Consider the following 19,494-nt stretch of genomic DNA (forward strand, 5'->3'; position numbering starts at 1 on the left):
GGAGCGATGAACGACCTTCCCCGCGCCGATATCTCGGGCCGCCCCGACCTCGACGTCCTGCTGCGCCGCTTCTACACGGCCGCCTTCGCCGACCGGCGGATCGGGCCGTTCTTCACCGAGATCGCCGGTACGGACCTGGACGCCCACCTGCCCCGGATCACCGACTTCTGGGAACGGTCCCTCTTCGGCGGCGCCGGCTACCGGCGCGACGCCTTCGCCCCGCACGCGGCCCTGCACGCGGCGCGGACGATGACCGCCGCGGACTTCGGGCGCTGGGTCCAGCTCTGGCGCGCCACGATCGACGGCCTGTACCGCGGCCCGAACGCCGAGCGGGCCAAGGAGCGGGGCGAGCGGATCGCGCTGGCCCTGCACGGGCGGCTGTCCGGAGCGGACGACGCCCCGCCGAGCGGCGAGGGCAGGGCGGGCTTCGTCCCCCTGGCGGCGCTGGAACTGCGCAGTCCGTCACCGCGCCCTTCGGTGGCCTGACGCGAACCCAGGCCCTGTCCGGAGCTCCGCCCCCCTGCTGACATGCCCTGACGCCGGGTCGAGCGGGGACCTCGAAAAACTTTCGCGCGGAGCGATGATTCTCCCGCGGCCCCGCGGTCTATCTCTCGAAAGCAACGGACAGCACACGAGAGACGAGGGACCGAGATGCCCGCCACCACCCCCACCATGATCTTCGTCAACCTGCCGGTCAAGGACCTCGACGCCAGCAAGGCCTTCTGGTCCCGGCTCGGTTACTCCTTCAACGCCCAGTTCAGCGACGAGAACGCCGCCTCCGTGGTCATCAGCGACACCATCGTCGCCATGCTGCTCACGGAGGCCCGTTACAAGGACTTCACCCACAAGGAGATCGCGGACGCGACGAAGACCTCCGAGGTGCTCCTGTGCCTGAGTGCCGAGAGCCGCGAGAAGGTCGACGAGCTGGTCGACGGGGCGCTCGCGGCCGGGGCCACCGAGCCGCGCCCGGCCCAGGATTACGGCTTCATGTACGGCCGGGCCTTCGACGACCTCGACGGCCACACCTGGGAGATCATGTGGATGGACCCGGCCGCCGTCCAGAGCGGCCCGGAGACCGGCCAAGGGAGCTGACCCGGGTGCGGACCCGGAGCCGGCCCGGGGCCGGCCTCCCGTCCGTCAGGAGGTCGCGGCGGTCCGCACCGGATAGGTCCGGACCGCCACCTCCTCGTCGTCCAGGCAGCGCCCCGACTCCAGGTCGAAGCGCTGCTTCAGCAGCGGCGAGGCCACGAAGGGCCTGCCCGCCGCGCACCCGAGCAGCCCCCGCGAGAGCACCTGCGCGCCGGTGAAGGGGTCCTGGTTGCCGATGGCGTACGTACGCCCCGCGCGGTCCACGAACACCGCGGCCTGACTCCCGTCGGGCAGCAGGGCGGCGACCCCCCGCCCCGGGATGAGCGCGGACAGCTCGCACACCGTCAGCCAGCCCTCGGCCACTCGCAGTTCGACGGTCATCGGGTGCCTCCCAGCGGCTGAAGGGTGAGAACGGTCAGGTCCGGCTTGACCTGGTCCCGCTCGGGGACGAACTTCACGGTCGGGTCGGGCGCCCCCGGCGCGTTGACGAAGGAGACGAAGCGGCGCATCCGCTCCGGGTCCGCCAGCGTCTGCGCCCACTCGTCGCGGTAGTGGGCCACATGCCCCGCCATCAGGGACTCCAGCTCCTCGCACAGCCCGAGCGAGTCGTGCACGATCACGTCCTTGAGGTGCGCCAGGCCGCCCTCCATCCGCTCCAGCCAGGTGGAGGTCCGCTCCAGCCGGTCGGCGGTGCGGATGTAGAACATCAGGAACCGGTCGATGAGCCGGATCAGCTCCGCGTCGGAGAGGTCCTGGGCCAGCAGGTCGGCGTGGCGCGGCGTGGCCCCGCCGTTCCCGCCGACGTAGAGGTTCCAGCCGCTCGCCGTCGCGATGACCCCGAAGTCCTTGCTCTGCGCCTCCGCGCACTCGCGGGCGCAGCCGGAGACCGCCGACTTGAGCTTGTGCGGGGCGCGCAGGCCCCGGTAGCGCAGCTCCAGGTCGATGGCCATCCGCACGCTGTCCTGGACCCCGTACCGGCACCAGGTCTGCCCCACGCAGGACTTCACCGTGCGCAGGGCCTTTCCGTACGCGTGGCCGGATTCGAATCCGGCGTCGACGAGGCGTGCCCAGATGCGCGGGAGCTGGTCCACGCTGGCGCCGAAGAGGTCGATCCGCTGACCGCCGGTGATCTTCGTGTAGAGGCCGAAGTCGCGGGCCACCTCACCGATCACGATCAGCTTGTCGGGGGTGATCTCACCGCCGGGGATCCGGGGGACGACCGAGTAGGAGCCGTTGCGCTGCATGTTCGCGAGGAAGTGGTCGTTGGTGTCCTGGAGCGCGGCCTGCTCCCCGTCCAGTACGTATCCGCTCGCGCCGAGGACCGCGGCCAGCGAGGCGATGATCGACCCGACGGTGGGCTTGCAGACCTCGCAGCCGTCGCCGCCCCGGGCCTCCGGGCGGCCGTGGCCGTCGAGGAGCTGCTCGTACGAGGTCAGCTGCCGGGTGCGCACGATCTCGTAGAGCTCGGCGCGGGTGTACGGGAAGCAGCCGCACAGCCCCTTGTCCGCGGCGGCCGGCAGCAGCTGGCCGATCACCTTGAGGCAGCTGCCGCAGCCCGTGCCCGCCTTGGTGCACTTCTTGACCTCGGGGAGGTCGGCGCAGGCGGCGATGGCCTTCTTGGTGACGTTGTGGCAGGAGCAGATCACCGCATGGTCGGGCAGGGCGGACGGGCCGAGCGCGACGGGCGCGCCGAGGCCGGCGGGCAGCACCAGCTGCTCGGGGGCGACCGGCGGGACGCTGCCGGTGAGCGGGCGCAGCAGGCCGTACGAGTCGGCGTCGCCCACCAGCACCCCGCCGAGGAGGACGCCGTCGGGGGAGACGACCAGCTTCTTGTAGACGCCGGACCGGGAGTCCGACCAGACCACGTCGAGGCTGCCTTCGGTGGCGCCGTGGGCGTCGCCGAAGGAGGCCACGTCCACTCCGAGCAGCTTGAGCTTGGTGGAGAGATCGGCTCCGGTGAACTCCTTCGCGCGGCCCAGGAGGTCCTCGGCGGCGGTCTCCGCCATCTCGTAGCCGGGGGCGACCAGACCGTAGACGCGGCCGTCGGCGGCGAGGGCGCACTCGCCGATGGCGTAGACGTACGGGTCCGAGGTGCGGCAGCGGGCGTCGACCCGGATTCCGCCGCGCTCGCCGACCTCCAGCCCCGAGGCGTGGGCCAGCTGGTCGCGGGGGCGGACACCGGCGGAGAAGACCACGAGGTCGGCCTCGACGGTGGAGCCGTCGGAGAGCCGCATTCCGCTCACCGAGCCGTCCTCGCCGGTCAGTACCTCCTGCGTGCCCACGCCGGTGTGGACGGTGATGCCCATGGACTCGATGGTGCGCAGCAGGGCCGCGCCGCCGCCCTCGTCGACCTGGACGGGCATCAGCCGCGGGGCGAACTCGACCACGCGGGTGCTCAGGCCCAGCCCCTGGAGGGCGCCCGCGGCTTCGAGCCCGAGCAGGCCGCCGCCGACGACCGCGCCCCGGGTGCGGCCCTTGGCGTACTCCTCGATCGCGAGGAGGTCCTCGATGGTGCGGTAGACGAAGCAGCCGGGTGCGTCCTTGCCGTGGACGGGCGGGACGAAGGGGTAGCTGCCGGTCGCCAGGACGAGGACGTCGTACGGGAAGACCTGCCCGGAGCGGGAGGTGACCGTGCGGGCGGCCCGGTCGATGTGCTCGGCGGGGTCGTCCAGGTGGAGGGCGATGCCGTGCTCCGCCATGAATCCCGGGGGAGTCATGGACAGGTCCTCGGGGGTGCTGCCCGAGAAGTACGAGGTGAGGTGGACGCGGTCGTAGGCGGGCCGGGGCTCCTCGCAGAGCACGGTGATCCGGTGCGTGGCGGTGGCGCCGCGCTCGGCGAGCGCCTCCAGGTAGCGCTGGCCGACCATGCCGTGCCCGATGAGCACGATGGCGGGAGTGGGCGTGGGTGCGGCCATGATCAGGAGCCTCCGTCGTCGGTGAGCAGGTGGAACAGGTCGTCGGCGGCGGGCAGGGGCCCGCCGTCCTCCCAGCTGCGGGCGAGGGCGCCCACGGTGGAGAGTTCGCCGAGCAGGACCCCGCCGACGAGCCGGTCGCCGCGGACGACGACCTTCCGGTAGGTCCGGCGGGTGGCGTCGGCCAGGCGGAGCACGTCGTCGCCGGGGAGGGGGGTGGTCTCGCCGAAAGCGGCGAGGTCGAGGGGGCGGCCGGCTTCGCCGCTTCCGGCCCGGTCCTTTCCGGCTCCGCCCAGGGTGAGGCGGGTGAGGGCGCGGGTACCGGTGTACTCGGTGGGGGGCGGGGCGTCGGGGCCGGTGGTGTGGCCCTGGCCATGGCCGCCGCCGTGCTGCGCCCCGCCGAGGACGGCGGCGAGGGCGTCGGCCTGTTCCAGCGCGGCGCCGGCGAGGCCGTACACCTGACCGGCGTGTTCGGCGCAGTCGCCGATGGCGTGGATGCGGGGGTCACTCGTCCGCAGCCGGCCGTCGACCACGATGCCCTTGCGCACGTCGAGCCCGGCGGCCACCGCGAGCCCCGTACGGGGACGGACGCCGCAGGCCAGGACGACGAGGTCGGCGTCCAGGCGGTAGCCGTCGGCGAGTTCCACCCCGGTGACCCTGCGGGGAGTCGCCGCCGCGCGGGGCGTGCCCGCCGCGGCCGCCGCGGCCGGCTCCGGCGCCGCGGCCGGCGCACCGGGACGGACCCCGGCGCCGACGGACTCCGGGGCGCCGGCCGGCCCTTGGGGCGTGGTCGTCAGGCCGCGGACTCGGCATTCCGTGTGGATCTCCACCCCGAGGTCGGTCAGGTGCTCGTGGAGCACGGCCGAGGCGTCCGCGTCGAGCTGGCGTTCCATCAGGCGCTCCGCCTGCTGGGCCAGGACGACCTGGGCGCCGCGCTCGGCGAGGGCGCGGGCCGCCGAGACGCCGAGGAGGCCCCCGCCGATCACCACCGCGCGCACGCCGGGACGTACGGCCGCCGAGAGGGCCAGGCAGTCGTCCATCGTGCGGAAAGCGTGGACCCCCTCCGGGAGGTCGCGCCCCTCCGGTTCGAACAGCCCGCGCAGCGGCGGCAGCACCGGATTGGAGCCGGTGGCCAGCACGAGCGTGTCGTACGCCTCCACGGTGCCGTCGTCGCAGTGCACGGTCCGCTCGGCGCGATCGACCCGTACCGCCCGCACGCCGCGGCGCAGCGCCGGGCCGGGCGCCGGGAGGGCGGTCACCTCCGGGGCGTACCGGCCGGCCAGGACCTCGGCGAGCAGGACCCGGTTGTAGGGGACGTGAGTCTCCTCGCCCAGGACGGTCACCGCCGCGGCAGGGCCCAGCCGCTGCGCGAGCCGCAGGCCCGCCAGGCCGCCGCCGATCACCACCACACGCTGCTCCGAGGTCATGCCATGAGCGTGCGCCGCCGCTGTTTCCCCGCCGCATCGCCCCTGTTACCCGGACGGAACGCCCACCTCAGCGCCGGGGCCGGGGGCCCGTGAGGAGCGTTCCGCCCGGCCGCCCCAAGCGGCGGGTCGGCCTTGCCCTGCACGTATCGGGGGCTGATGCGTCCCGCATCCGGCCACTGCGTAGGGTCATGATCGTGCCTGAGATATCGATGACCATGATCATCGTGCTGTGCGTGGCCGCCGCGGCCGCGGGCTGGATCGACGCTGTGGTGGGCGGCGGCGGCCTGCTCCTGCTGCCCGCCCTGCTGCTCGGCCTGCCGAACGCCCACCCCGCCACCGTCCTCGGCACCAACAAGGCCGTGGCCGTCGTCGGCACCACGGGCGCGGCCGTGACGTACGTGCGCAAGGCGCCGGTGGACGTGAAGCTCTCCGTCCGCATCGGCCTCGCCGCGCTCGCCGGATCGATGGGCGGCGCCGCGCTCGCCGGCGGTATCAGCAAGGACGCGCTGCGTCCGCTGATCATGGTGGTACTGGTGCTCGTCGCCGCCTTCGTGCTCTTCCGGCCCGCCTTCGGCACCGCCCCCGCCGCCTCACCCGTCAGCCGGCGGCGCGTGCTGCTCGCCATCGGGCTCGCCGGGCTCGGCATCGGGTTCTACGACGGCCTCGTCGGGCCCGGCACCGGCACCTTCCTGGTCCTCGCGCTCACCGCCCTCCTCCACCTCGACCTGGTCACCGCCTCCGCGACCGCCAAGATCGTCAATGTGTGCACCAACGCGGGGGCGCTCGCGGTGTTCGCCCACCAGGGCATGGTGCTGTGGCAGCTGGCCGCGCTGATGGCGGTGTTCAATCTGGCGGGAGGCCTGATCGGGGCCCGTACGGCGCTCAGCAAGGGCAGCGGTTTCGTCCGCGGCGTGCTGCTGACGGTGGTGGGCGCGCTCGTGGTGAAGCTCGGCTTCGAGCAGTGGGGCTGACCGGGACCGGCTACCAGGTGTGGGCCGTGCCCACGGGGGTCAGTACGTGCCCGTGAGGTGGGCGAAGACGACCACGTTGCCGCGGTAGCCGGTGCGCGGTGAGAAGCCGCCACCGCAGGTGATGACCCGCAGCTCGGCGCGGGCCGAGGGGCCGTACACGCGGGAGTCGGGGAAGGCCTCCGTGCCGTAGACCTCGACCGCGTGGACCGTGAACACGGCGGTACGGCCGTCCGCCCGCGGGATCTCGATGGCCGCCCCGCGGCGCAGCGCACCCAGGTGGTAGAAGACCGCCGGGCCGGTGGCGTGGTCCACGTGTCCGGCGATGACCGCCGTACCGGTGGCGCCCGGGGTGGTGCCCTCGCGGTACCAGCCGGCCAGGTCGCCCCGGGCGGGCGGGGGCACCTCAAGGCTGCGGTCGCGCTCCAGCCCCAGCCCGATCAGCGGGGCGTCGACCCGGATGGAGGGAATCCGGATCCGGCTGGGCGGGGAACCGGGGAGGGGGGCGATCCCGGGTCCCGTCGCGCTGGTGGCGGTCAGGGCTTCGGCGGGGGAGGGCAGCGGCGGGCCGACCGGCTCGCGGGAACCGCTGGTCACGAGCCAGATGCCGACGCAGGCGGCGAGCGCGACGAGACCGGCGTGACGGGCGGTGAGGTCGCGGGCCGTCTCCCGGACGGTGGTGCGGGGGGTGGGACGGGGGGTGGGACGGGTGGTGGCGCCGACGGGGCCGCGGGTGGTGCGGCTGCCGGTGCCCGTCGAGGCCGGGCCGGCTCCGCCGTGGCCACGGACGCCTCGGAAATCGCCACCCATGCGTGCCCCTCCGCTTCCGTGTCGGGGTGACTGGCCGTCGCCCGGCCCCGCGAACGGGGGGACCTCGCGGGGCGGGCGACGGGGACGGTACCGGTCGGACCGCGGCCGAAGCCGCGGTGGGCGTCCGTCAGCTCCGCGTGCCGCTCGCCCGGCGACGCAGGAGCCAGGTACCGCCGACGGCGGTGGCGGCCAGGACGGCCGTTCCCGCCGCGATCTTGGCGGGGTCGGTGGCGACGTTCGTCCCACCACCCACCCCGGTCTTGACGTGGCCCTGCGGGCCGCGTTCGGTGACGACGAGATCGCCGGTGGCGAACTTGCCGTTCGCGCAGGTCGCGCCGATGGCGTAGATGCCGGACCGGGTGCCGGGGGCGACCCGGAACTGCCCCACGACGACCTCCTTGTGCGTGCCGGGGACCAGCTTGAAGCGACCGCCGCCGACCGTGGTGGCGTCACCCTCTGCGTGGCTGCCACGGCCGCAGGCGGTGGTGTTCACGGTGACGGTGGTGCCCGGTGCGGCGGACTTCGGCCACACCTCCAGCGGGGCGAAGTCGCCGGGCGTGAAGCTCACCATGCCGAGGTCCGCGGCGGCGACGGCGCCGGCGACCGGGCCGGTGAACGCCACGGCGGTCAGCGCGGTGGCGGTGAGCGCGTGGGCGGTGCGTCGGCGCATGGGGGACTCTCCTGAGGACACGGGGTCGTGTCTCCGAGGTAACCCGGCCCGTCGGACTCCCGCCTGCTGATGCCTCGTCAGCTCTGCCCCCGTTTCCGCCACCCCCGTTTCATTCCCGCAGGTCAGCGCCCCGACTGCCGCCATCAGGGCCGTCCCCGACCGCCGCGCCGTCCGGGTGATCCCACCGCGCGGACCCGCCGGAGCCGCGCGGCGCGGAGGAAGCGGCGGCGGGGTGGGGACGGGCCGATGCGGCAGCGGCCTCGCGGGCGCGGAAAGCGGTGGCGGCAGCCGTGCGTACGGTGGTGGGGCGCAGGGCGCCCGGGACGTTCCGCCCGGTCCTGCGGACCGCCTCGCCGTACCTGAGGGAGAGCCCCGTGACACCGGAGACTTCGCAGACATCTGACATGTCCGGGACGTCGGGGACATCGGAGACGTCTGCGATATCGCGGAGACCCGAGGTCCGCCCGCCGGATTCCAGCGCTCCGCTCCCCTTCTTCGTCTACGGGACCCTGCGCCCGGGCGAGGTCAACCACGACCTGTTCCTGCGCGGCCGCACGGCTCGCGAGGAGCCCGCGCTCCTCCCCGACGCGGCGCTCTACGACGGCCCCGGATACCCGTACGCCGTCCACCGCCCCGGCTCCGCCGTCGTCGGCGAGCTGATCACGGCGGCGCCGGACGCCTACGGTGAACTGCTGGCCGCGCTGGACCGGCTGGAGGAGTACGAGGGCCCGGGCCGCCCGCGGAACCTCTACGACCGGATCGCCCGCGACGCGCTGCGCCCCGACGGCACGCCCGTGCGGGCCTGGGTCTATCTGGCGTCGGATCTCATGACCCGGGAGCTGAGGCGGTCCGGCGCCGAGATACCGGGCGGGGACTGGTTCAAGCGGTAGCGCCGGGTCGCGGGCCCAGCGGCCGCAGCGGGCCCGATTGGGCTGTGCGGGCGGGTACGGCCAGCACATGCGTAACCGTGCGCCCTACAGCCCTACAGCCCTTCGGCGCCGCGGTTGCGCAGCCGCTGGCCGTACTGCTGGAGGACCCACAGCTCCTCCTGGACCGCGGCCAGCTGCTCCGGCGGGGCCTGGGCGCCCAGCCGGGACAGCGTCCCCTGGATCTCGTGGACCCGGCGGTCCACGGCGCGCAGGCGCACCTGGACCAGCTGGACTCCGGCGTAGATCTCATCCACCGTCTTCGCGTGGATGGCCTCCACCGCCAGCTCCGTCACGAGGGAGCGGACGGTGTCGTTCGGCGCGGCCTCGCGCACGCGCGCCAGGTAGTCCTCGGAGTCGGCCGCGACGCCGCCCGCGTCCTGGATGGCCTGGCGCACCGCCGCGTAGGGCGGGGCGGTGAACTCGTCCATCCCGTACGCGTCGAAGGCCGGGGAGACCAGGGCCGGCCGTTGCAGGGCCAACTTGAGCAGCTCGCGCTCCGTGCGGTGGGCCGGGCTGCGCAGATTCAGGGCCGGGCCGCCGGCGGGCCGGGGCGAGGCCGCGGGGGCGGAGTCGTAGGAGGGGCGGCCGCGCTGCGGACCGCCGTTCTGCCCAGGGCCCGGCTGGCCGCCCCGGTCCCGCGCCCACCGCGCCAGCTGCGCGACCCGCTTGACCACGAACTGCTCGTCGCGGATGCCCAGCATGCCCGCCAGCTGGACCGCCGACTCGTGCTGGATCGCGATGTTCTTGATGTGGGCGACGACCGGCGCCGCCTCGTCCAGGGCGGCCGCCCGGCCCGCCGGGTTCTCCAGGTTGTGGCGCGAGACGATGTGCCGCAGCGCGAACTCGAACAGCGGAGTGCGGGACTCCACCAGCCCGGCCACCGCCGCGTCCCCCTGCGCGAGGCGCAGGTCGCAGGGGTCCATACCGCCGGGGGTGATCGCGATCGAGGTCTCGGCGGCGAACTTCTGGTCGTCCTCGAAAGCCCGCAGCGCGGCCTTCTGACCCGCCGCGTCACCGTCGAAGGTGAAGATCACCTCTGCCGTCGCGTTGTCCATCAGCAGGCGGCGCAGGATCTTGATGTGGTCCCCGCCGAAGGCGGTGCCACAGGTCGCGATCGCGGTGGTGACTCCGGCCAGGTGGCAGGCCATCACGTCCGTGTACCCCTCGACCACCACGGCCAGCGAGGTCTTCGCGATCTCCTTCTTCGCCAGGTCGATGCCGTACAGCACCTGGGACTTCTTGTAGATCGCCGTCTCGGGCGTGTTCAGGTACTTCGGGCCGTTGTCGTCGTCGCGCAGCTTGCGGGCGCCGAAGCCCACCACCTCGCCGGTGATGTCGCGGATCGGCCACATCAGCCGGCCGCGGAAGCGGTCGATGGGCTTGCCGCTGCGGCTGTCCTGGGCGAGCCCGGACAGGATCAGCTCCTTGTCGCTGAAGCCCTTGCCGCGCAGGAAGCGCGTCAGGTGGTCCCAGCCGGCCGGGCTGTAACCGACGCTGAAGTGCGCGGCGGCAGCCTGGTCGAAGCCGCGCTCCGCCAGGAACTTGCGGCCGATCTCGGCTTCGGGGCTGCCCAGCTGGTCGGCGTAGAACAGGGCGGCGGCCTTGTGCGCCTCGACCAGCCGGATCCGCTCACCGCGGCCGCTGGTGCCGGCGGTGTAGCCGCCCTCCTCGTACCGCAGGGTGATGCCGGCCTGGCCGGCGAGGCGCTCGACCGCCTCCGAGAAGGAGAGGTGGTCGATCTTCATGATGAAGTCGAGGGTGTCCCCGCCCGCCTGGCAGCCGAAGCAGTGGTACAGGCCCTTGCTGGGGCTGACCTGGAAGGACGGGGACTTTTCGTCGTGGAAGGGGCACAGGCCCTTGAGGTTGCCGCCGCCCGCGTTGCGCAGCTGGAGGTATTCGGAGACGACGGCGTCGATCGGGACCGCGTCCCGTACCGCCTTCACGTCATCGTCGTTGATCCGTCCTGCCACGCGTGAAGTCTACGGCCGGGCGCCGACAATCCCTCCCGGCCCCCGGGGGCTCGGCCCACCGGGCGGCCGCCCGCGCCGCCGGCCCGGTTCCTATGACTCCGCGAGGGAGGCCAGCGGAACCGACGGGTCGGCCAGCGCGTCGCGGTCCACCGGGGACTTCGACCTGATCAGGGCCTGGATGTGTGCGGTGACATCCCACACGTTCACGTTCATCCCGGCCAGGACCCGCCCCTCGGAGAGCCAGAAGGCGATGAACTCCCGCTTGCCCACATCCCCGCGGATGAGCACCTGGTCGTAGCTTCCGGGCGGCGCGTACCCGGAGTACTCCATACCCACGTCGTACTGGTCGGAGAAGAAGTACGGCACCCGGTCGTACGAGACCTCCTGCCCCAGCATGGCCCGCGCCGCGGCCGGACCGCCGTTGAGGGCGTTGGCCCAGTGCTCGACCCGCAGCCGGCTGCCCAGCACCGGGTGGTGCGCGGCGGCCACGTCCCCGACCGCGTAGACGTGCGGATCCGACGTCCGCAGGGAGGCGTCCACGGCGATCCCGCCGCCGTGCTCCCGGTCCACCAGGGACAGCCCGGAGGTCTCGGCGAGCGCGGTCCGCGGCGCGGCCCCGATCGCCGCGAGAACGGCGTGCGCCGGGTGCTCCTCCCCGTCGTCCGTCCGGGCGGCCAGCACCATGCCGTCATGTCCCAGGATCTCGGTGAGGCGGGCCCCGAAGTGGAAGCGCACCCCCCGGTCGGCGTGCAGGTCCGCGAAGAGCCGGCCGATCTCCGGGCCGAGCACCGCGTGCAGCGGGGTCGCCTCCTGCTCGACGACGGTGACTTCGGCGCCGTACCCGCGGGCCGCGGCCGCCACCTCCAGGCCGATCCACCCGGCGCCCGCGATCAGCAGGTGCCCGTTGTCCCGGCCGAGGCCGGCGAGTACGTTGCGCAGCCGCTCGGCGTGGGCGAGGCGCCGCAGGTGGTGCACCCCGGCCAGGCCCGTGCCGGGGATGTCCATGCGGCGCGGTTCGGCGCCGGTGGCCAGCAGCAGCTTGTCGTAGTGCAGCGCGGTGCCGTCGCCGAGGACGACCTTCTTGGCCTCCCGGTCGAGCTGGACCGCCGGCTGGCCGAGGTGGAGCTCGATGTCGCAGGCCGCGTACCAGGACGGCTCGTGGACGAAGACGCTGTCGCGGTCGTCCTTGCCCGTCAGGAACCCCTTGGAGAGCGGGGGCCGTTCGTAGGGATGGTCGCGCTCGTCGCCGATCAGGATCACCCGCCCCGTGAACCCCTCGGAGCGCAGCGTTTCGGCCGCTTTCGCCCCGGCCAGCCCCGCGCCGACGATGACGAACGTCTGGTGTGCGTCGACCACCTGATGCCTCCTCATAACCTCTGCGCCACATGCGACCACATGCCAGCGTCCCGCACCGAGCCTGCCGCGTGAAGGGCGAGTGGCCCGATCACTCACCCTCCGGCGCGCCGGGTGCGCCGGGTGAGGCGGGCGTGCAGCGAGCGGGCGGAGGCGTCCGTGAGGGCCGCGATCTGGTCGATGACGGCGCGTTTGCGGGCCTTGTCGTCCGGGGCCGTGTCGAAGATCGCCCGGAACTGCGGGTCCAGCCCCTCGGGGGCGCGGGCGCTCAGCGCCTCGGCGAGTTCGGCCAGCACCACGCGCTGGTCGGCGCGGATCCGCTCCTGCTCGTCGCGCTGCATGACGTACAGGTCGGCTACCGCCTTGAGCACCGCGCACTCGTTGCGCGCCGCACGCGGGACCATCAGCTCGGCGGCGTACCGGGTGAGGCGGCCGGAACCGTAGGCCTCGCGGGTGGCGCCCTCGGCGGCCAGGCAGAACCGGCCGATCAACTGGCTGGTGGCGTCCTTCAGGCGGGCCTGGGCGACGGCCGAACCGTCGTACCCGTGGGGCCACCACTCCTGTTCCATCAGCCGGTCGAGAGCCTCGCGCAGCTCCTCCGGGGAGGTGTCGGCGGGGACGTACCGGCCGATCGCCACCCGCCAGATCGCGGCCCGCTCCGGCTCGGCGAAGAGGAGATTGGGGTCGAGGTGGCCCGCGTGCAGGCTGTCCTCGAAATCATGGACGGAGTAGGCGACATCGTCCGCCCAGTCCATCACCTGCGCCTCGAAGCACTTGCGGTCGGCGGGCGCGCCGCGGCGCAGCCACGCGAAGACCGGCAGATCGTCCTCGTACGCCCCGAATTTGACCGAGCCGGGGTCGGTGGGGTGGTCCCCGCGGGCCCAGGGGTACTTGGTGGCGGCGTCCAGGCAGGCGCGGGTCAGGTTGAGGCCGACGCTGACGAGCTCGCCGCTCGACGGGTCGGGTACGAACCGCTTCGGTTCCAGGCGGGTCAGCAGGCGCAGCGACTGGGCGTTGCCCTCGAAGCCACCGCAGTCCTTGGCGAATTGGTTGAGGGCCTCCTCGCCGTTGTGCCCGAAGGGAGGGTGGCCCATGTCGTGCGAGAGGCAGGCGGCCTCGACGAGGTCGGGGTCGCAGCCGAGCGCCGCGCCGAGCTCGCGGCCGACCTGGGCGCACTCCAAGGAGTGCGTGAGCCGCGTACGGGGGCTCGCGTCCCAGTCGTAGGAACGGGTGCCGGGGGTGACGACCTGGGTCTTCCCGGCGAGGCGGCGCAGGGCGGCGGAGTGCAGCACGCGGGCGCGGTCGCGCTGGAAGGCGGTGCGCCCGGGCCGTTTGTCGGGCTCGGTGGCCCAGCGCTCGGTGGCGGACGGGTCGTAGGGCTCGTTCGGATCGGGTGCGGGGGCCAGTGTGGTGCCTTCCATGCCTTCCATGGTGAGACGTTAACCGGAAACACCGACAATCCGAGCAATCCGAACGCTGCGGCTGTCCAAGGGCGCCCTGTCCAACGGCGTGCTGTCCGAGGGTGCGCTGTCCGAACGGTGTGCTCCTCTTCCGGGGGCCGGCCCTTACGCGGTGGCCAGTTCGCGGGGCCGGGCCGGGCTCGGGGCGGGGCTCTCGTCCCGGCGCCGGGTGAGGGCCTCGTCGTACCGCTGGAGTACGAGGCGGGCCAGCGCCGGATGCGCGCCGATGGGGGCGGCGGCGGGGCCGGACGCGGCGGCCGCGCTGTGGGTGGCGAAGCGGCCCGGGGCGACGAAGTAGGAGGCGACCGCGACCCGGCGGTGCCCGCGGGAGGTCAGCGCCCGGACGGCGTCGGGGACGGCGGGAGCGGCGGTGGAGGCGTAGGCCGGTACGACGGGCACGGAACCGAGGCGTTCGGAGAGCAGGGCGGCGGTGGCGCGGGTGTCGGCGGCGGAGTCGGGGTCGCGGGACCCGGCGGCGGCCAGGACCACGGCGGTGCCCGGAGTCCAGCCGGCTTCCAGGAGCCGTTCGAAGAGGGCCTCGACCAGCAGCGGGTGCGGGCCGAGCGGGGCGGCGACGCGGGTGTCGAGGTGGCCGGCCCGGGCGCCGGCCGCGGGGAGGTCGTGCTTGACGTGGTATCCGCGGCCGAGCAGCAGCGGTACGAGCACCGCCGGGCCGGGCGCGTGCCCGGCGAGGGTGTCGTCGAGCAGCGGCCGGTTCAGCTCGATGTGCCCGAGCCGGACGTCGAGCCGGGGGCGGAGCTCGCGGACCCGTTCGAGCAGCGCGAGGGCGGTGTGCGGGGCACGCGGGTCGCGGCTGCCGTGGGCCACTGCGATGAGGGTGGGCTGCATGTCTGGACTCCGTGGGGCCGGGCGCGCGGCGGGAGCAGCCCGCTGAGCTGGGTGCCGAGTTGGGCGGTGATCCGGGTCAGCAGCTCGGCGGCGCCGCCGAACGGGAGGGGGAGGGGGAGTGCGAGGGGGCGGGGGAGGGGCGGGGTGTCGGGAGGGTGCACCGGCTCCGTCATGAACCGATCCTGCGGGAGGCAGGTTGCCGGGGCGTTGCGTCGGGGTGACGGGTGTTTTCCGGCTGCTCACTCGATCATTCGTACGGGTGAAAGGCGGGAGGTGTGGAACTGGGGGCGGGGGCCTGTTCGTCAATCCGTGCGAAGGACGCGTGAGGCGTGAGGCCCGGGGTGCGGGGCATTGGGTGCGAGGGGGGATCGATCATGGAGATGCCGGGATGGGCACGGTCGGCGGCGGGATGGCGGCCGAGGGGGCGGCAGGGGCCGCGGATGCGAGGGATGCCGGGGGCGTGGGGGCGGCCAGGGGTGCCGGGGCTGCCGCGCGGCGTAGGGGCGCGGCGGCGGGCGGTGCGGATCGTGATGGCGGGCTGCGTGCTGGCGTTGCTGCCGTCGGCGTGGACGCACGCGGCGGCCGCGGACCGGCTGCGGACCACCGCCGACGCGCCGGCCGCCGAGGTGGCCGTGGTGTTCGGGGCCGGTTTGTGGAACGGCAGGCCCACCCCTTACCTGGCCGACCGGCTCGACGCGGCCGCCGAGCTCTTCCACGCGGGCAAGGTCAAGGTCGTGCTGGTCACCGGGGACAACAGCCGCACGGAGTATGACGAGCCCCAGGCGATGCGCACGTATCTCACCGGACACGGGGTGCCGGACGAGCGGATCGTCAGTGACTACGCCGGCTTCGACACCTGGGACTCCTGCGTGCGGGCCAAGCAGATATTCGGCGTCGAGCGGGCCGTGCTGATCAGCCAGGGCTTCCACATCCGCCGGGCGGTCGCCCTGTGCCAGGCCGCGGGCCTGGACTCGTACGGCGTCGGGGTGGCCGACGTACATGACGCCACCTGGTACTACGGGGGGACCCGCGAGGTCTTCGCGGCGGGCAAGGCGGCGCTGGACGCGGCCTTCACACCCGCCCCGCGCTTCCTGGGGCCGAAGGAACAGGGCATATCGCGAGCCCTCGCGTCCCTGCCGGACTGACCCGCCACCGGCGGCGCCGCCGACCGGCCGGCGAGGGCGAGGCCGGCGGGCGCCGACGAGCCGGTGCCCGCGAGGCCGGCTGGCGCGGACCGGTCGGTGAGGGCGTGCCCCCGCGAGGCCGGCAGGCGCCGACCAGCCGGCGAGGACCCCGGCGCACCCATGGTTGCGCCGGGGACCCGGGAGACCGACGAGACCCGTATCGGCCCCCGGGGGCCGCCGCGTCCGGCTACCGGATCCCGCCGGGCGCGTGCGCGGCGCCCGGCTCGCCGTGGACCGGGGCCGGGCCGCCGGGTCCAGCGCCCTGCCCCGCCGCCGGCCCGCGCAGCCACCTCACCGGATGGTGACGGCGGCGCTGAGGGCGCCGTACCGGAGGCGTAACGGACGGCTGCCGCCCGCGTAACACCGGCGGAGCAGGCTGTCCGGTATGCACACTCCGGAAGCAGCCGCCACGGCCACGCACTGCCCGTACTGCGCGCTGCAGTGCGGCATGGTCCTCCGACCCGACCCGGGCGGTGCCACCGTGACGGTGGAGGAGCGCGCCGACTTCCCCGTGAACCGGGGCGCGCTGTGCGGCAAGGGCCGCACCGCCCCCGCCGTGCTCTCCTCCCGGGTGCGCCTGACCGAGCCGCTCGTCCGCACCCACGCCGGGCAGCTCGCGCCGGCCACCTGGGAGGAGGCCCTCGACGCCGTCGCCGCGGGCCTCGCCCGCACGGCGGGTACGCACGGACCGGACGCCGTCGGGGTCTTCGGCGGCGGCGGACTGACCAACGAGAAGGCGTACGCGCTCGGCAAGTTCGCCCGGGTCGCCCTGCGGACCTCGCAGATCGACTACAACGGCCGCTTCTGCATGTCCTCGGCCGCCGCCGCCCACCAGCGGGCCTTCGGCCTCGACCGGGGTCTGCCCTTCCCGCTGGAGGACATTCCCCGCACCGGCTGCGTCATCCTCGTCGGCTCGAACCTGGCCGAGACCATGCCGCCCGCCCTGCGCTACCTCACGGAGCTCAAGGCGAACGGCGGCACCTTGATCGTCATCGACCCGCGCCGGACCCGCACCGCCGAGCAGGCCGACCTGCACCTGGCCCCGCGCCCCGGCACGGACCTCGCGCTCGCGCTCGGCCTGCTGCACCTGGTGGTCGCGGAAGGCCGTACGGACGAGCAGTTCATCGCCGAACGCACCACCGGCTGGGAGGAGGCCCGGGCGGCCGCGATGGCGCACTGGCCGGAGCTGGTGGAGCGCATCACGGGCGTCCCCGTCCCCCGGCTGCGCGAAGCGGTGGCGATGTTCTGCGCCCCGTCCTCCGCGATGGTGCTCACGGCCCGCGGCCCGGAACAGCAGTCCAAGGGCACCGACACCGTCGGCGCCTGGATCAACCTGTGCCTCGCCACCGGCCGGGCCGGCCGGCCGCTCTCCGGGTACGGGTGCCTGACCGGCCAGGGCAACGGCCAGGGCGGCCGCGAGCACGGACAGAAGGCGGACCAGCTCCCCGGCTACCGCAAGCTGACCGACCCGGCGGCCCGCGCGCACGTCGCCGGGGTCTGGGGAGTGGACCCGGACAGCCTCCCCGGCCCGGGCCGCAGCGCGTACGAACTCCTCGACGCCCTGGGCACGGAGGTCCGGGCGCTGCTGCTGATGGGTTCCAACCCGGTGGTCTCGGCGCCCCGCGCCGCCCACGTCGAGGAGCGCATCCGCTCGCTGGACTTCCTGGTGGTTGCCGATGTCGTCCTCTCCGAGACGGCTGCCCTCGCGGACGTGGTCCTCCCGGTCACCCAGTGGGCGGAGGAGACCGGCACCACCACCAACCTGGAGGGCCGCGTCCTGCTCCGCCGCAAGGCACTCGACCCGCCGGCGGGGGTGCGCACCGACCTGGAGGTGCTGCACGGCCTGGCCGGCCGGCTCGGCGTGGAGAAGGGCTTCCCCACCGCCCCCGAGGAGGTCTTCGACGAACTGCGCCGCGCCTCCGCCGGCGGCCCTGCGGACTACTCGGGCATCACCTACGCCCGCATCGAGGCGGAGCAGGGCGTCTTCTGGCCCTGCCCCGAGGACGGTTCCGGTGCGCCGGGCACCCCCCGCCTCTTCCTGGACCGCTTCGCCACCGACGACGGCCGCGCCCGCTTCGTCGCCGTCTCGCACCGCGACGCCGCCGAGATCCCCGACGCTCAGTACCCGGTCCTGCTCACCACCGGCCGCGTGGTCGCCCAGTACCAGTCCGGCGCCCAGACCCGCAGGGTGGACGAGCTCAACGCGGCGGCCCCCGGCCCCTTCGTGGAACTCCACCCCCGCCTCGCCGCCCGGATCGGCGCGGTCGAGGGCCGCCCCCTGGCGGTCGTCTCCCGTCGGGGCCGGGCGGTGGCGCCGGCCCGCATCACGGACACCATCCGGGCGGACACGGTCTTCATGCCCTTCCACTGGCCGGGCGAGGGCCGCGCCAACACCCTGACCAACGCGGCCCTGGACCCGACCTCCCGCATGCCGGAGTTCAAGGTGTGCGCGGTCCGCGTGGAACCGGCCGACTGAGCCGCCGGGCCACCACCCGGCTCGGGGCGGGCGCCGCGGGTCCCGTACGCGGATCTGAAATCGACTGCTCGGACATGCTTCCGATCCGCATCGGATCCTCGACGGCGGGTAACCATCCGGTCACGCAGGGACTCAGAAAGTGCGCGCACGCCCCTCGTGGCGGCGATGTGCCGTGCCCCACACTGAGGTCCGGTGCCCCCGTCCTCGGAGCCCAGGAGGTCGCCCTCGTGCAGACCCAGACCCTGACCGCGAACGTGAGCGTGACCGTGAACGGGAGCGAGTCCTCGGAGGCCGCAGTGGCCGCCGTAGCGGCCACGAGGGACGAAGGCGCCGAAGAGGCCGAAGAGCCCGGGACGGCGGACGAAGCCGTGGACGACGGGCCGGAGCCGCCGGAACTGATCGAGCACGTGCCGGAGATGCCCGATACGCCGGAGCAGCGCAGGCGCAGCAGCGAGCGCGGGAGCGGCGCGGCTCCTTCCGCGGACCTGTTCCGGCAGTACCTGCGCGAGATAGGCAGGATCCCGCTCCTCACCGCCGCCGAGGAGGTCGATCTCGCACGGCGCGTCGAAGCCGGGCTCTTCGCCGAGGAGAAGCTCGCCAGCGCCGCCGACCTCGATTCCCGCCTCGCCATGGACCTCGACAAGCTCGTCGTCATGGGGCGCATGGCCAAACGCCGCCTGATCGAGTCGAATCTGCGGCTCGTCGTCTCCGTCGCCAAGCGGTACGTGGGCCGCGGGCTCACCATGCTCGACCTCGTACAGGAGGGGAACCTCGGGCTCATCCGGGCCGTTGAGAAATTCGACTACGCCCGCGGGTACAAGTTCTCCACCTACGCCACCTGGTGGATCCGGCAGGCGATGTCCCGGGCCCTCGCCGACCAGGCCCGGACCATCCGCGTGCCCGTCCACGTCGTGGAATTGATCAACCGCGTCGTGCGGGTGCAGCGCCGCATGCTCCAGGAGCGCGGGTACGAACCCACCGCCGAAGAGGTCGCCGTCCATCTGGAGCTCACCCCCGAGCGCGTCATGGAGGTGCTCCGCCTCGCGCAGGAGCCGGTCTCCCTGCACGCCCCCGTGGGCGAGGAGGACGACGTGGCGCTCGGTGATCTGATCGAGGACGGTGACGCCGCCTCCCCCATGGAGTCCGCCGCGTTCTTCCTGCTGCGCGAGCACCTGGAAGCCGTGCTGTCGACCCTCGGCGAGCGCGAGCGCAAGGTCGTCCAGCTGCGGTACGGACTCGCCGACGGGCGCCCCCGCACCCTGGAGGAGATCGGCCGGATCTTCGGCGTGACCCGCGAGCGGATCCGGCAGATCGAGTCGAAGACCCTCAACAAGCTGCGCGACCACGCCTTCGCCGATCAGCTCCGGGGCTATCTCGACTGACCGGCCGGGGTGCCG

Annotated in this window: 16 protein-coding genes; 7 read left to right on the forward strand and 9 right to left on the reverse strand. The window is 73.9% G+C overall.

Features of this window, described 5'->3' with window-relative positions:
- Positions 1-6: 6 nt before the first annotated feature.
- Both ACWDX7_RS04280 and ACWDX7_RS04285 read left to right on the forward strand, forming a co-directional pair.
- Positions 7-486, forward strand: a complete 480-nt coding sequence (locus tag ACWDX7_RS04280; RefSeq protein ID WP_451489254.1) for a group III truncated hemoglobin — start codon at positions 7-9, stop codon at positions 484-486.
- A 165-nt stretch (positions 487-651) separates the two neighbouring features.
- A complete protein-coding gene (locus tag ACWDX7_RS04285; protein ID WP_451489253.1) occupies positions 652-1,092 on the forward strand; it encodes a VOC family protein in 441 nt (146 codons plus the stop codon).
- Positions 1,093-1,137: 45 nt separating this feature from the next.
- On the opposite strand, the gene nirD is transcribed toward ACWDX7_RS04285, so the two are convergent.
- From nirD to ACWDX7_RS04300, 3 genes are read right to left on the reverse strand one after another with little or no spacing between them, the layout of a single operon-like run.
- Entirely contained in the window at positions 1,138-1,470 is a 333-nt protein-coding gene (nirD, locus tag ACWDX7_RS04290; protein WP_451489252.1) for a nitrite reductase small subunit NirD, read from the reverse strand.
- The gene (nirB, locus tag ACWDX7_RS04295; protein ID WP_451489251.1) at positions 1,467-4,004 is read right to left on the reverse strand and encodes a nitrite reductase large subunit NirB; all 2,538 of its coding nucleotides are present in this window, start codon (positions 4,002-4,004) and stop codon (positions 1,467-1,469) included. Before nirB ends, nirD begins: the two co-directional genes overlap by 4 nt.
- A 2-nt stretch (positions 4,005-4,006) precedes the next feature.
- Complete coding sequence (locus ACWDX7_RS04300; protein WP_451489250.1) at positions 4,007-5,428, reverse strand: NAD(P)/FAD-dependent oxidoreductase; 1,422 nt, start codon at positions 5,426-5,428, stop codon at positions 4,007-4,009.
- 188 nt (positions 5,429-5,616) lie between these two features.
- On the opposite strand from ACWDX7_RS04300, the gene ACWDX7_RS04305 reads away from it, so the two are divergent.
- Entirely contained in the window at positions 5,617-6,399 is a 783-nt protein-coding gene (locus ACWDX7_RS04305; protein WP_451489249.1) for a sulfite exporter TauE/SafE family protein, read from the forward strand.
- A 39-nt stretch (positions 6,400-6,438) separates the two neighbouring features.
- On the opposite strand, the gene ACWDX7_RS04310 is transcribed toward ACWDX7_RS04305, so the two are convergent.
- Positions 6,439-7,206 (reverse strand): class F sortase, encoded by a 768-nt coding sequence (locus ACWDX7_RS04310; RefSeq protein ID WP_451489248.1) that lies wholly within the window; start codon positions 7,204-7,206, stop codon positions 6,439-6,441.
- A 127-nt stretch (positions 7,207-7,333) separates the two neighbouring features.
- Complete coding sequence (locus ACWDX7_RS04315; RefSeq protein ID WP_451489247.1) at positions 7,334-7,876, reverse strand: hypothetical protein; 543 nt, start codon at positions 7,874-7,876, stop codon at positions 7,334-7,336.
- Positions 7,877-8,280: 404 nt separating this feature from the next.
- Between ACWDX7_RS04315 and ACWDX7_RS04320 the strand changes: the two genes are divergently transcribed.
- Positions 8,281-8,766, forward strand: a complete 486-nt coding sequence (locus tag ACWDX7_RS04320) for a gamma-glutamylcyclotransferase family protein (RefSeq protein WP_451489246.1) — start codon at positions 8,281-8,283, stop codon at positions 8,764-8,766.
- Between the two features lie 92 nt (positions 8,767-8,858).
- On the opposite strand, the gene dnaG is transcribed toward ACWDX7_RS04320, so the two are convergent.
- The 4 genes from dnaG to ACWDX7_RS04340 form a co-directional block, all read right to left on the reverse strand.
- Positions 8,859-10,775: a DNA primase gene (gene dnaG / locus ACWDX7_RS04325; RefSeq protein ID WP_451489245.1), complete on the reverse strand. Its 1,917-nt coding sequence runs from the start codon at positions 10,773-10,775 to the stop codon at positions 8,859-8,861.
- 90 nt (positions 10,776-10,865) lie between these two features.
- Entirely contained in the window at positions 10,866-12,131 is a 1,266-nt protein-coding gene (locus ACWDX7_RS04330; RefSeq protein WP_451489244.1) for an NAD(P)/FAD-dependent oxidoreductase, read from the reverse strand.
- A 92-nt stretch (positions 12,132-12,223) separates the two neighbouring features.
- On the reverse strand, positions 12,224-13,558 hold the full coding sequence (locus ACWDX7_RS04335) for a deoxyguanosinetriphosphate triphosphohydrolase (protein WP_451489243.1): 1,335 nt from the start codon (positions 13,556-13,558) through the stop codon (positions 12,224-12,226).
- A 135-nt stretch (positions 13,559-13,693) separates the two neighbouring features.
- Complete coding sequence (locus ACWDX7_RS04340; RefSeq protein WP_451489242.1) at positions 13,694-14,437, reverse strand: sirohydrochlorin chelatase; 744 nt, start codon at positions 14,435-14,437, stop codon at positions 13,694-13,696.
- A 440-nt stretch (positions 14,438-14,877) separates the two neighbouring features.
- Between ACWDX7_RS04340 and ACWDX7_RS04345 the strand changes: the two genes are divergently transcribed.
- The 3 genes from ACWDX7_RS04345 to ACWDX7_RS04355 all read left to right on the forward strand — a co-directional run bounded on the left by ACWDX7_RS04345 (position 14,878) and on the right by ACWDX7_RS04355 (position 19,479).
- A complete protein-coding gene (locus tag ACWDX7_RS04345) occupies positions 14,878-15,582 on the forward strand; it encodes a SanA/YdcF family protein (protein ID WP_451489241.1) in 705 nt (234 codons plus the stop codon).
- Positions 15,583-16,006: 424 nt separating this feature from the next.
- Positions 16,007-18,097, forward strand: a complete 2,091-nt coding sequence (locus ACWDX7_RS04350; RefSeq protein ID WP_451489240.1) for a molybdopterin oxidoreductase family protein — start codon at positions 16,007-16,009, stop codon at positions 18,095-18,097.
- 227 nt (positions 18,098-18,324) lie between these two features.
- Positions 18,325-19,479: an RNA polymerase sigma factor gene (locus tag ACWDX7_RS04355; protein ID WP_451489239.1), complete on the forward strand. Its 1,155-nt coding sequence runs from the start codon at positions 18,325-18,327 to the stop codon at positions 19,477-19,479.
- Positions 19,480-19,494 lie beyond the last annotated feature (15 nt).

This window comes from Streptomyces sp. NPDC003034 (genome assembly GCF_053591375.1).

Coding starts and splice junctions, on each gene's coding strand:
- ACWDX7_RS04280 (WP_451489254.1), top strand. CDS start 7: ATGAACGACCTTCCCCGCGCCGATATCTCGGGCCGCCCCGACCTCGAC.
- ACWDX7_RS04285 (WP_451489253.1), top strand. CDS start 652: ATGCCCGCCACCACCCCCACCATGATCTTCGTCAACCTGCCGGTCAAG.
- nirD (WP_451489252.1), bottom strand. CDS start 1,470: ATGACCGTCGAACTGCGAGTGGCCGAGGGCTGGCTGACGGTGTGCGAG.
- nirB (WP_451489251.1), bottom strand. CDS start 4,004: ATGGCCGCACCCACGCCCACTCCCGCCATCGTGCTCATCGGGCACGGC.
- ACWDX7_RS04300 (WP_451489250.1), bottom strand. CDS start 5,428: ATGACCTCGGAGCAGCGTGTGGTGGTGATCGGCGGCGGCCTGGCGGGC.
- ACWDX7_RS04305 (WP_451489249.1), top strand. CDS start 5,617: ATGATCGTGCCTGAGATATCGATGACCATGATCATCGTGCTGTGCGTG.
- ACWDX7_RS04310 (WP_451489248.1), bottom strand. CDS start 7,206: ATGGGTGGCGATTTCCGAGGCGTCCGTGGCCACGGCGGAGCCGGCCCG.
- ACWDX7_RS04315 (WP_451489247.1), bottom strand. CDS start 7,876: ATGCGCCGACGCACCGCCCACGCGCTCACCGCCACCGCGCTGACCGCC.
- ACWDX7_RS04320 (WP_451489246.1), top strand. CDS start 8,281: ATGTCCGGGACGTCGGGGACATCGGAGACGTCTGCGATATCGCGGAGA.
- ACWDX7_RS04335 (WP_451489243.1), bottom strand. CDS start 13,558: ATGGAAGGCATGGAAGGCACCACACTGGCCCCCGCACCCGATCCGAAC.
- ACWDX7_RS04340 (WP_451489242.1), bottom strand. CDS start 14,437: ATGCAGCCCACCCTCATCGCAGTGGCCCACGGCAGCCGCGACCCGCGT.
- ACWDX7_RS04345 (WP_451489241.1), top strand. CDS start 14,878: ATGCGAGGGATGCCGGGGGCGTGGGGGCGGCCAGGGGTGCCGGGGCTG.
- ACWDX7_RS04350 (WP_451489240.1), top strand. CDS start 16,007: ATGCACACTCCGGAAGCAGCCGCCACGGCCACGCACTGCCCGTACTGC.